Source organism: Pseudomonas rhizosphaerae, from assembly GCF_000761155.1.
GTDB lineage: Bacteria > Pseudomonadota > Gammaproteobacteria > Pseudomonadales > Pseudomonadaceae > Aquipseudomonas > Aquipseudomonas rhizosphaerae.
Map to the genome: position 1 here is coordinate 2,144,565 of NZ_CP009533.1, position 11,401 is coordinate 2,155,965.

General features: G+C 63.6%; 9 protein-coding genes. 7 read left to right on the forward strand and 2 right to left on the reverse strand.

Annotation, left to right across the window (positions count from 1 at the left end; all coding sequences use genetic code 11):
- Complete coding sequence (locus LT40_RS09570) at positions 1-1,392, forward strand: ethanolamine ammonia-lyase subunit EutB (protein WP_043189310.1); 1,392 nt, start codon at positions 1-3, stop codon at positions 1,390-1,392.
- A gap of 45 nt (positions 1,393-1,437) precedes the next feature.
- Complete coding sequence (gene eutC / locus LT40_RS09575) at positions 1,438-2,244, forward strand: ethanolamine ammonia-lyase subunit EutC (RefSeq protein WP_043189312.1); 807 nt, start codon at positions 1,438-1,440, stop codon at positions 2,242-2,244.
- Positions 2,245-2,356: 112 nt separating this feature from the next.
- Here the strand turns inward: eutC and LT40_RS09580 are convergent, their stop codons facing one another.
- Positions 2,357-3,016, reverse strand: a complete 660-nt coding sequence (locus LT40_RS09580) for an HAD family hydrolase (RefSeq protein ID WP_043189315.1) — start codon at positions 3,014-3,016, stop codon at positions 2,357-2,359.
- A gap of 233 nt (positions 3,017-3,249) precedes the next feature.
- Here LT40_RS09580 and LT40_RS09585 point away from each other — a divergent pair, with 233 nt between their 5' ends.
- The 5 genes from LT40_RS09585 to LT40_RS09605 all read left to right on the forward strand — a co-directional run bounded on the left by LT40_RS09585 (position 3,250) and on the right by LT40_RS09605 (position 10,972).
- Positions 3,250-4,593, forward strand: coding sequence for a putative bifunctional diguanylate cyclase/phosphodiesterase (locus tag LT40_RS09585; RefSeq protein ID WP_043189319.1), 1,344 nt, complete (start codon positions 3,250-3,252; stop codon positions 4,591-4,593).
- 149 nt (positions 4,594-4,742) lie between these two features.
- Positions 4,743-5,360 (forward strand): translesion DNA synthesis-associated protein ImuA, encoded by a 618-nt coding sequence (imuA, locus tag LT40_RS09590; RefSeq protein ID WP_043189321.1) that lies wholly within the window; start codon positions 4,743-4,745, stop codon positions 5,358-5,360.
- A gap of 7 nt (positions 5,361-5,367) precedes the next feature.
- Positions 5,368-6,783 (forward strand): Y-family DNA polymerase, encoded by a 1,416-nt coding sequence (locus LT40_RS09595; RefSeq protein ID WP_043189325.1) that lies wholly within the window; start codon positions 5,368-5,370, stop codon positions 6,781-6,783.
- Entirely contained in the window at positions 6,780-9,860 is a 3,081-nt protein-coding gene (locus tag LT40_RS09600) for an error-prone DNA polymerase (RefSeq protein ID WP_043189328.1), read from the forward strand. Before LT40_RS09595 ends, LT40_RS09600 begins: the two co-directional genes overlap by 4 nt.
- 92 nt (positions 9,861-9,952) lie before the next feature.
- Positions 9,953-10,972, forward strand: coding sequence for a branched-chain amino acid aminotransferase (locus LT40_RS09605; RefSeq protein ID WP_043189332.1), 1,020 nt, complete (start codon positions 9,953-9,955; stop codon positions 10,970-10,972).
- A gap of 115 nt (positions 10,973-11,087) precedes the next feature.
- On the opposite strand, the gene LT40_RS21685 is transcribed toward LT40_RS09605, so the two are convergent.
- A complete protein-coding gene (locus LT40_RS21685; protein WP_158497443.1) occupies positions 11,088-11,246 on the reverse strand; it encodes a hypothetical protein in 159 nt (52 codons plus the stop codon).
- Positions 11,247-11,401 lie beyond the last annotated feature (155 nt).

Genomic DNA, 11,401 nt, shown 5'->3' on the forward strand with positions numbered 1-11,401 from the left:
ATGAGTTTCGTGCACAGCATCGGCGGGCAAACCTGGCGTTTCGACAGCCTTCGCCAGTTGATGGCCAAAGCCAGTCCGGCACGCTCGGGGGACTACCTGGCCGAGATCGCCGCCAGCAGCGATGCCGAGCGCGCGGCGGCGCAGATGACCCTTGCGGACGTGCCGCTCAAGCGTTTTCTGGACGAGGCGCTGATTCCTTATGAAGAAGACGAAGTCACTCGGCTGATCGTCGACACCCATGATGCGCAGGCTTTCGCTGCGGTCAGCCATTTGACCGTGGGCGGCTTCCGCGATTGGCTGCTCGGCGACGCGGCCACCGAAACCAGCCTGCGCGCGCTGGCGCCCGGCATCACGCCGGAAATGGCCGCCGCCGTGTCGAAGATCATGCGCGTGCAGGACCTGGTACTGGTGGCGCAGAAAATTCGCGTGGTGACGCGCTTTCGCAACACGGTCGGCTTGCGTGGGCGCATGTCGACCCGCCTGCAGCCCAACCATCCAACGGACGATCCGGCCGGCATTGCCGCCAGTGTCCTGGACGGCCTGTTGTACAGTAACGGCGATGCCATGATCGGCATCAACCCGGCCAGTGACAGCCTGAGCGCCATCAGCGAGCTGTTGAAGATGCTCGATGGCGTAATCGAGCATTACGGCATCCCCACCCAATCCTGCGTGCTCACCCATGTGACGTCTTCCATAGCCGCCATCGAGCGTGGCGTGCCGCTGGACCTGGTGTTCCAGTCCATTGCCGGGACGCAAGCGGCCAACGAAGGTTTCGGCGTCAGCCTGGCGGTGTTGCAGGAAGGTTATGAAGCGGGTCTCAGCCTGCGGCGCGGGACTCAGGGCAACAATTTGATGTACTTCGAGACGGGGCAGGGCAGTGCGTTGTCCGCCAATGCCCACCACGGCGTCGACCAGCAGACCTGCGAGGCGCGGGCCTATGCCGTGGCGCGACGATTCAATCCGTTTCTGGTCAACACCGTGGTCGGTTTCATCGGTCCGGAATACCTCTATAACGGCAAGCAGATCATCCGCGCCGGGCTCGAGGATCATTTCTGCGGCAAGCTGATGGGGGTGCCGATGGGCTGCGACATCTGCTACACCAATCATGCCGAGGCCGATCAGGATGACATGGACATGCTGTTGACGTTGCTGGGAGTGGCAGGGATCAATTTCATCATGGGTATTCCGGGGTCGGACGACATCATGCTCAATTACCAGACCACCTCCTTTCACGATGCCCTGTACGCGCGCAAGACCCTGGGCCTGCGTCCGGCGCCTGAGTTCGAGGAATGGCTGGCGCGCATGGACATTCTGCAACAGAAGGATGGCCAGCTCCGTCTGGGCAGCGGCGTGCCACCGTTGTTCGGCAAAGCACTGGGGCGGCTGGGTTGAAGCGCCGGTTTCGTCTGGTCATAGCGATGGGGTGGAAAGTAACTCATGAACGATAAGACGCTGACACAAGGTGATCCCTGGCATGCGTTGCGTGCACTGACACCGGCGCGTATTGCCTTGGGCCGGGCGGGCACGAGCCTGCCCAGCAGTGCCCAGTTGGACTTCCAGTATGCCCATGCGCAAGCCCGCGATGCCGTTCACCTGCCGTTCGATCAGGCTGCGCTGGCACAGGCCCGTCCCGACAGCCTGAGTCTGCACAGCGCGGCGGCTGACCGCCATGTCTATCTGCAGCGGCCGGACTTGGGGCGGCGACTGGATGAGGCGTCGTTGCAGGCGTTGCTTACCCACGCCGCCGAGCATGCGAGCGGTTTCGACCTGGCCGTGGTGATCGCCGATGGTCTCTCTGCGCTGGCGGTCCACCGGCATGCGCTGCCCATGCTTGAGCGCATCGAACGGATCGCTGCTGACGAGGGCTGGAGCCTTGCGCCGGTGTGCCTGGTTGAGCAGGGTCGAGTGGCGGTGGCCGATGAAGTGGCGCAAGCGCTGGGCGCGCGTATGGTGGTGCTGCTGATCGGCGAACGGCCCGGCCTGAGTTCGCCCGACAGCCTCGGGCTGTATTTCACCTATGCGCCGCGGGTGGGGTTGAACGATGCCGCGCGCAATTGCATTTCCAACGTACGCCTGGAGGGCCTGAGCTACGCCACCGCTGCCCATAAGTTGCAGTACCTCATGCGCGAGGCCTGCAAGCGCCAGTTGTCGGGCGTCCACCTGAAAGACGAAGCCCTGGTACCGGAAATCGAGAGCGAAGCCCCCCAGCGCCCCGGCAATTTCCTGCTCAACAATACCTTGTAACACCGGTGCCTGTGGGAGCGGGTTCTACCCGCGAATGGATCACCGCGATAGATGGACACCGCACATGCCGCCGACGCGGCTCGCGCCGCTGCTACGGGGGATCGCGTATTTGCTAGCCTTTGTGCATCTTTTCGATATGAATCCAGAGGTTTTCGTCCTCGTAGGATTCGATCACCAGGTTGGCGCCGGCGGAGCGCAAAGTCTGCGCCGACTGGCTGGTCGACAGGGCGACGGTGAACAGGCCGGCGGCCACTGCCGCAGTCACGCCGGGCACCGAGTCTTCGAAGGCGATACCTGCGTCGGCATGGGCGCCCAGGCGTTGCAAGCCGGTCAGGTAGGGCAGGGGGTCGGGCTTGGCCCGTTCCAGCTCTTCGGCAACCACCACATTCGGCAGGCGTTCGGCCAGGCCCAGAGCGTCGAGCATGTGCTCGGCATTGGCGCGTGGGGCGTTGGTCACCACCACCATGCCGAGATGTTGCTGCTCGGCGTAGTCGAGCAGGCGCAGCAGCCCGGCAATCGGAGCGAGCTGCGGTGCAAGCTCGCGAAAGCGCGCTTCCTTGCGATCGGCAAAGGCTTCATGTTCGGCCACCGAGCGGTCAGGGAACAGGTACTGGCACATATCGGCATTGGCCCGGCCACTGGCATGCAACTGGAACTCTTCGTGGGTGAATTCGCGACCTTCCTCGGCCAGCAATTGCTGGACGGCAAGCAGGTGCAGCGCGTCGGTTTCTGTCAGAGTGCCATCGAGGTCGAACAGCAAGGCTTCAAGCATGAATCGTCCATTCCTTCCCAAGGTTTGCCCCAGTGTAGCAGCGTCGCCGCTCGTTCCGATGTTCGCAGGTTGACTACCGAACAGATGGGGCTTGGCAATCATTTAGTGCGATGTTATTTTGCCACCACTCAAATGGCTGGCGACTCACCGGCCATTTTTCTGAATGAATACACTCAGAACCACTCGCCGGTCTCTCGCAGGAAGCTCGAGCCTGTCATTCGCAGGAAAGTTTGATGTTGGATACTGTCCATGCTTCTGCTCAGGCTTCCCTGTCGTGCGATCGGCTTACCCAGTTGCCCGATCGCCGGCAATTCCTCACCGACCTGGGTCATTTGCTGCTGCAGCATCCGGACGAATCTCGCTATCTGGTGCTGATCGATGCCATGGACACCGCCTGGGCCCACGACATGACGCTGGCCCTGGGCATGGTCCCATTCGAGAACCTGCTGTGCTGCATCGCCCGCCGACTGGTGCGTTTGCGTGCAAGCCAGGGGCGGGTCTATCACATCGGGCGCAAACGCTTCGCCTTCGTGCTCGACGCCGCGCACGCCGATGTCGGTGGCTACCTGGATGTCATGGTGCACGCCTTGCGCTGCACCACCCAGATCGAAGGCATGCCGGTTCGCCCCAGTGTGCGCGCTGGGGTCACGCCCTTTACGATCAGCTTCGAAGCGGTCCGCGATGCACTGCGCAAGGCCATGTACGCCGCCGAACTTGCCCTGCTCGGCGGCCACGCATGGGCATGGTACGACCCGGTGCGCGACAACGCCTATCGAAGGTCTTTCAAGCTGGCTTCCGACGTCACCCAGGCGATGCGTGATGGACAGTTGCGCCTGGTGTTCCAGCCACGTTTCGCGCTGCGCGAGGGTGACCAGGTCAGCGCCGAAGCCTTGCTGCGCTGGGAGCACCCGAGGCTGGGCCCGGTCTCGCCGGCCGAATTCATTCCGGTGCTGGAAAAGAATGCACTGATCCATGGTGTGACGCGTTGGGTGATCGACGCGGCCTTGGCCAAGCTCGCCCAATGGCCAGCCACGGTCCTGACCAAGCTGTCGGTGAACCTTTCGGCACTGGATTTCGACGGCCACGACATTACCCAAGTCATCAGCAATGCCTGTCGTACCCATGGCGTCGATCCGGAGCGCCTGGAGGTCGAGATCACCGAAGGAGAGTGGCTGCACTCCAACCCCCAGGTGCTGACTCAATTGGTGGCCATTCGCGACCTGGGTGTGGATGTGGCAATCGACGATTTCGGTACCGGCTACAGCAACTTCTCCTACTTGCACGAAATACCGGCCAACGTGGTGAAGCTCGACAAATCGATGATCACTGGCGTGGAGCACAACCCCCGGCATCAACTGATCGTCCAGGCGGTGCTGGAGCTGGCACGCAAGCTGGGCTACCGCACGGTGGCCGAAGGCGTGGAAACCTTCAAGTGCATGCAGATGGTGCGCGCCCTGGGCTGCGACGAGGCCCAGGGTTTCTATTTCGCCCGGCCCATGGTCGAACAGGAGTTCCTGGGGTGGAGTGGCGCCTCGCGCTTTCCGCTGCGCAAGATACTGGTCGCGAAACCCGAGTGACGGGCGCCGATCGCGTGCTCGATAACGACAAGTTAAAATAGGTGCTTTACTGTTCATGCATACAGTAGTAAAAATGCACCCATGAACAGATCACTCCCACTCACCGACCGCTTTTTCCTGCCCCGCCTGGCCATGAGGGCAGGGCAGTGATGGGCGCAGTGGTCAGCCTGGAAGGGCTGATCGACCAACGTCGCATCTGGCGCGGTCGCCAGGAGCCTGGCCCCAGTGGCGTGCAGCCCACTGGCCATGCCGCCCTCGACGCGGTGCTGCCCAGCGGTGGTTGGCCACCGGCGGCACTGAGTGAAATCCTGCTTGCCGCCAACGGCAGCGGCGAATTGCAGCTGCTCTGGCCGACGCTGGCGCGTTTGAGCCAGGCCGGTGAACGAATCGTTTTGATAGCGCCGCCGTTCATTCCCTACCCGCATGCCTGGATGGCGGCCGGTGTACGTTTGCAGCACTTGTCCGTGCTTCAGGCCCAGGGCAAGGATGCTTTGTGGGCCGCCGAGCAATGCCTGCGCTCGGGCAGTTGTGCAGCCGTGTTGTGCTGGCCGCAAAATCCCGACGACAAAGCCTTGCGACGCTTGCAGGTGGCAGCGGAAACCGGCGAGACCCTGGGCTTCGCCTTGCGCGAACGACAGGCGGCGCAAAACCCCTCGCCAGCCGCCCTGCGGCTCGCGCTGCAAGGGCCTGCGGGGCAGGTGCAAGTGCTCAAATGTCGCGGCGGGATCCCCCCCGCGATGCCCATCACTTTCGCCAGTTACGCTTGAGATTGCCATGCTTTGGGCCTGCATTCTGCTGCCGCAACTGGCCCTCGATGCCGTGCTGCGCCAGCGCGACGATCCGCAACAGCCCCTTGCCCTGATCACCGGGCCGGTGCAGCGGCGGGTACTGCAGGCGGTCAACCCGGCCGCGCGAGCATTGGGCCTGAAACCGGGGCAGTCGCTCACCGCCGCCTACATGCTCAGCCGCGACTTCGCCACGGCGCCCTACGACCCGGCCCAGATCGAGCACTGGCAGCGCTTCCTGGCGGCCTGGGCCTACCGGTTCAGCTCACAGGTCAGCGTACATTACCCCCGTGTGCTGTTGTTGGAAGTCCAATCAACCTTGGGCCTGTTCGGCCCCTGGCCTCAGTTCGAGGCCCGCTTGCGCGCTGAACTGACCGCCCTGGGCTTTCGCCACCGCATCACCCTGGCGCCCAACCCGGCTGCTGCCCGCATGCTGGCCAATGCCTACGATGGCCTCGGCGTCGAAGATCAATGCGCCCTGGCCGATATCCTCCAGCAATTGCCAGTGGAGCGGGTCGGCCTTGCACCCGACGACGCCACCGCGCTCAAGCGCATGGGCATGCGCCACTTGGGTCAAGTGTTCGCCTTGCCCAGGGCGCAATTGGCGAGGCGTTTTCCGGCCCAGGTGCTTAGCCATCTGGACACCCTGCTGGGGCACCGCCCGCTGGCGCTGGAATTCTTCATTCCCGCCGATGTATTCGACCAGCGCATCGAGCTCAATTTCGATGTGGAATCTCATCAGGCGCTGTTGTTTCCCTTGCGCCGCCTGATCAATGACCTGGCGGCGTACCTGGCTGGCCGGGACGTGGGGGTGCAGCGTTTCACCGTGCACCTCGAACATGCCGAGGGCGAGGACACGCAGGTCGACGTTGGATTGCTGGCCGCCGAACGGGACGCGGCCTTGTTGTTCGAACTGGCCCGCGGCCGGTTCGAACCTATGCAGGTACCCCGACCGGTACAGGGTGTGCGCCTGAGCGCGCTCGATCTGCCGCGTTTCGTACCTGTCTGCAAGGAGCTGTTCGATCAGCGACCGCAACAGACCCAGCCCTGGGAGCAATTGCGCGAACGCTTGCGCGCGCGCCTCGGCAACGATGCCCTGCAAGACTTGCGCGCCCACGCGGACCATCGCCCCGAGCGCGCCTGGCGCAACGATGGTCCCTGGTTGCCGGCCTCGCTGGACCTGAGCGCCCAGCGGCCAGGGTGGTTGCTGCCACAGGCTGAGCCTTTGCCGGACCACGGCTTGCGCGTGCTGGCGGGGCCTGAGCGCATCGAATCGGGCTGGTGGGACGGTGGCGATGTGCGCCGTGACTACTATCTGGTCGAAACCTCGGCAGGACGGCGGGGCTGGGCCTACCGGGCCGTGGGCGATGATCAGCCGTTGCTGCTGCAGGGGTGGTTCGCATGAGCCAGGGCTACGCCGAGTTGCATTGCTTGTCCAACTTCAGCTTTCAGCGCGGAGCCTCGAGTGCCGATGAGCTGTTTGCCAAGGCAGCGGCGCTGGGCTATCAGGCGTTGGCGATCACCGATGAATGCACCATGGCTGGTATCGTGCGGGCGTGGCAAGCCGCCCAGGCCCACTCGATGACGCTGATCGTGGGCAGTGAGATGCGTATCGAGCAGGGGCCCAAGCTGGTGTTGCTGGCGCAGGATCTGGGCGGCTACCAGGCTTTGTGCCGCCTGATCACGCTGGCGCGCCGGCGCGCTAGCAAAGGCCAGTACCGGTTGCTGCGCGAAGACCTCGACGAGGTCGAGCGCGAGGGCTTGCTGGCCCTGTGGATAGCCGATGAGCCTCACGATCTGGCCCACGGCCACTGGCTCAAGGGGCGTTTTGCCGAGCGCCTGTGGGTGGCCGTGCAGTTGCACCGCGGTGCGGATGACCAACGGCGCCTGCACGGGCTGCTCGAGCTGGCCAGGACCTTGGGCCTGCCGGCGGTGGCCTGCGGCGACGTGCACATGCATGCTCGAGGTCGACGCGCCTTGCAGGACACAATCACCGCCATCCGCCATCACGTACCGGTTGCCCAGGCCGGGCATGTCTTGTTCGCCAATGGCGAGCGTCACTTGCGCACATTGCCGCAACTGGCCGACATCTACCCGGCTGCGCTGCTCGAGGAAACCCTGAACATAGCCCGGCGCTGCAGTTTCGACCTGGGCCAGCTGCGGTATCAATATCCCCGCGAGCTGGTCCCCCGCGGCCATGACGCCGGCTCCTGGCTGCGTCACCTGAGCGCCCAGGGCGCGCGCTGGCGCTGGCCGTCGGGGGTGGACGACGAAGTCCAGGCGTTGCTCGACAAGGAACTGCAGCTGATTATCGAACTGGGCTATGAAAGCTATTTCCTGACCGTCCACGACATTGTCCGCTTTGCCCGCGAGCGGCACATTCTCTGTCAGGGGCGCGGTTCGGCCGCCAATTCGGTGGTCTGTTTCGCCCTGGGTATCACCGAACTGGACCCGCGCGACACGCACATGCTGTTCGAGCGCTTCATCTCCAAGGAGCGCAACGAACCGCCGGACATCGACGTGGATTTCGAGCACGAGCGCCGCGAGGAAGTCCTGCAGTACGTGTTTCGTCGCTACGGTCGCGACCGTGCGGCCCTCACCGCCGTCGCCAGCAGCTATCGAGGCGCCGGTGCGGTGCGTGATGTTGCGCGGGCGTTGGGTCTGCCGCCGGACCAGATCACAGCGCTAGCCGATTGCTTCGGCCGCTGGAGCGACCACCTGCCCCCGGTCGAGCGGTTGGTCGAAGCCGGCTTCGACACCGAAAGCCCGGTGCTCAAGCGGGTCATGGCGCTGACCGAGCAACTGATCGGTTTCCCCCGTCACCTGTCCCAGCATCCGGGCGGTTTCGTCATTTCCGAGCATCCCTTGCACACCTTGGTGCCGGTCGAGAACGCGGCCATGGCCGAGCGTACAGTGATCCAGTGGGACAAGGACGACCTGGATGCCGTGGGCCTGTTGAAGGTCGACATCCTGGCCCTGGGCATGCTCAGCGCGATCCGCCGCTGTTTCGATCTGGTGCGTGGGTACCGTGGCCGCGATCTGACCCTTTCGACATTGCCCAAGGAGTGCCCGCAGACCTACGCCATGATCAGCCGGGCCGATACCATCGGCGTGTTCCAGATCGAATCCCGGGCCCAGATGGCCATGCTCCCGCGCCTGCAGCCCAGGACGTTCTACGATCTGGTGATCGAGGTCGCCATCGTCCGACCGGGGCCCATCGTTGGCGACATGGTTCATCCGTACTTGCGCCGGCGCAATGGTCAGGAGACGGTCAGCTATCCCTCCGAAGCCCTGAAAAAGGTTTTCGAGCGAACCTTGGGTGTGCCCCTTTTCCAGGAGCAGGTGATGGAGCTGGCCATCGTCGCCGCCGGCTACACACCGGGTGAGGCCGACCAACTACGTCGCTCGATGGCCGCCTGGAAACGCCATGGCGGTTTGGAGCCCCATCAGATCCGCCTCACCGAAGGCATGCTCAAGAACGGCTACACCCGTGAATTCGCCGAACGCATCTTCGAGCAGATCAAGGGCTTTGGCAGCTACGGCTTTCCCGAATCCCACGCCGCCAGCTTTGCCTTGTTGACCTACGCCAGTTGCTGGCTCAAGTGCCATGAGCCGGCAGCCTTTGCCTGCGCCTTGATCAACAGTTGGCCCATGGGCTTCTACAGCCCCGACCAGATCCTGCAGGATGCACGCCGCCATCATCTGCAGATCCTGGCCGTGGACGTGTGCCACAGCGACTGGGACTGCAGCTTGCAGCCTAGCGCTGCCGGGCAACCGGCGATTCGCCTGGGGTTGCGGATGGTCAAGGGCCTGCGTGAAGAGGCTGGGCGTGCGGTGCAGCAAGCCCGTCAGGCTGGCCCGTTCCTCGATGTGACCGACCTGGCCCGGCGTTGCGGGCTGGACAATCGCGCCCTGGAGCAACTGGCCGACGCCAATGCCTTGCTGGGCCTGGTGGGGCACCGCCATCAGGCACGCTGGGACGTGGCCAGCGTCGAGCAGCAGTTGCCGTTGTTCGCCGAGGTGCCGGACCTGCGCGAGGACAACGTGGCTTTGCCGGTGCCCAGTGTCGGCGAGGACCTGTACGCCGACTACGCCAGCCTCGGCACTACCCTGGGGCCGCACCCGCTGGCCATGCTGCGCGAGCGGTTGCAGGCGTTGCGCTGCCGCAGTTCCCACGACCTGCAGAGCCTGGCCCACGGGCGCCCGGTTACCGTTGCCGGGCTGGTGACGGGGCGACAGCGGCCGTCGACCGCCACCGGAGTGACCTTCGTCACGCTGGAGGATGAGTTCGGCATGATCAACGTGGTGGTCTGGCGTGATCTGGCCGAGCGTCAGCGGCGCGTGCTGGTAGGGTCGCAGATGATGCAGGTCAAGGGGCGCTTCGAGCACAAGGACGGCGTACGGCACGTCATCGCCGGGCACATGGCCGACGTCAGCGCGATGCTCCACGGGCTGGACGTCCGCAGCCGAGATTTCCACTAGCCAGGCTGCGCAGGGCAAGCAAATGCAGTATTGTTGTGCCCATTCGTATAAGCCTGTGCTGTTCAGGCGATCGCCAAAGGGTAGAGGGTGTCATGGGTCACGAAAGCATCAACTGGGACAAACTGGGTTTCGACTACATCAAGACCGATCTGCGCTACCTGTCGCACTGGCGCGACGGCGAATGGGACCAGGGCAACCTGACCGAAGACAACGTATTGCACATCAGCGAAGGCTCCACCGCCCTTCACTATGGGCAGCAGTGCTTCGAGGGCCTCAAGGCCTACCGTTGCAAGGATGGCTCGATCAACCTGTTCCGCCCCGACCAGAATGCCCTGCGCATGCAGCGCAGCTGTGGTCGCCTGTTGATGCCGCAAGTACCCACCGATGTGTTCATCGAAGCCTGCCGCAAAGTGGTCGCGGCCAACGAGCGCTTCATTCCGCCCTATGGTTCCGGCGGCGCCCTGTACCTGCGTCCATTCGTGATCGGCGTGGGTGACAACATCGGCGTGCGCACCGCACCCGAGTTCATCTTCTCGATCTTCTGCATCCCGGTCGGCCCCTACTTCAAGGGCGGCATGAAACCGCACAACTTCATCATCTCTGGCTATGACCGTGCTGCGCCAAACGGCACCGGCGCTGCCAAGGTCGGTGGCAACTACGCTGCGAGCCTGATGCCCGGTTCCAATGCCAAGAAAGCCAACTTCGCCGATTGCATCTACCTGGATCCACAGACCCACACCAAGATCGAGGAAGTGGGCTCGGCCAACTTCTTCGCAATTACTCAAAACGACGAGTTCGTGACCCCGAAATCGCCGTCGGTATTGCCTGGCATCACCCGTCTGTCATTGATCGAACTGGCGCAGTCGCGCCTGGGCTTGAAAGTCATCGAAGGCGATGTGCTGATCGACCAGCTCGACCGGTTCAAGGAAGCCGGTGCTTGCGGCACCGCTGCGGTGATCACCCCGATCGGCGGCATCGAATACCAGGACAAGCTGCACGTTTTCTACAGCCAGGAAGAAGTGGGGCCGTTCACCCACCGCCTGTACAAGGAATTGACCGGCATCCAGTCCGGCGACGTCGAAGCTCCCGAGGGTTGGATCGTCAAGGTCTGACCCTGCTGGGCAGGCCGGCACCTGGCGGCCGGCTTGCCCTGTCTCTCGCCGCCGCTCGTTCGAGCGGCAACGGCGTCCCTCCAGACCTGCATTCGTGCGGTCGAAGCTTGCGAATTCACCCCATCAGGCGTGTCTGAAACGGCACACGTTGAAACTCTGTACGCGCAGTTTCCATGGCTTGTGCTTCGCGTCGCCTGTCTGCACGCAACAGCCCAACGAAAACCACAGCCCCGAGAACGGACAGTGCGCACCAGCCCAGCAGAAAGGTAATCATGGGTCTCTCCTGTTGATCGCCCGCGCAGGGATCAGCCCCTGCCAATGCTGTATCGGCCTGATGGCACAATGCTTTATACCGAATGTGATACCGAATGTCGGATCAGGTCTGCGCGCGCCTTCAGGGAAATCCGCGACGGATGCAACGATAACCTT

Excerpts from the sequence above, each read along its gene's own strand:
- LT40_RS09605 (WP_043189332.1), top strand. The coding sequence starts at position 9,953 with ATGGGTCACGAAAGCATCAACTGGGACAAACTGGGTTTCGACTACATC.
- LT40_RS09595 (WP_043189325.1), top strand. The coding sequence starts at position 5,368 with ATGCTTTGGGCCTGCATTCTGCTGCCGCAACTGGCCCTCGATGCCGTG.
- LT40_RS09600 (WP_043189328.1), top strand. The coding sequence starts at position 6,780 with ATGAGCCAGGGCTACGCCGAGTTGCATTGCTTGTCCAACTTCAGCTTT.
- LT40_RS09580 (WP_043189315.1), bottom strand. The coding sequence starts at position 3,016 with ATGCTTGAAGCCTTGCTGTTCGACCTCGATGGCACTCTGACAGAAACC.
- LT40_RS09570 (WP_043189310.1), top strand. The coding sequence starts at position 1 with ATGAGTTTCGTGCACAGCATCGGCGGGCAAACCTGGCGTTTCGACAGC.
- imuA (WP_043189321.1), top strand. The coding sequence starts at position 4,743 with ATGGGCGCAGTGGTCAGCCTGGAAGGGCTGATCGACCAACGTCGCATC.
- LT40_RS21685 (WP_158497443.1), bottom strand. The coding sequence starts at position 11,246 with ATGATTACCTTTCTGCTGGGCTGGTGCGCACTGTCCGTTCTCGGGGCT.
- eutC (WP_043189312.1), top strand. The coding sequence starts at position 1,438 with ATGAACGATAAGACGCTGACACAAGGTGATCCCTGGCATGCGTTGCGT.
- LT40_RS09585 (WP_043189319.1), top strand. The coding sequence starts at position 3,250 with ATGTTGGATACTGTCCATGCTTCTGCTCAGGCTTCCCTGTCGTGCGAT.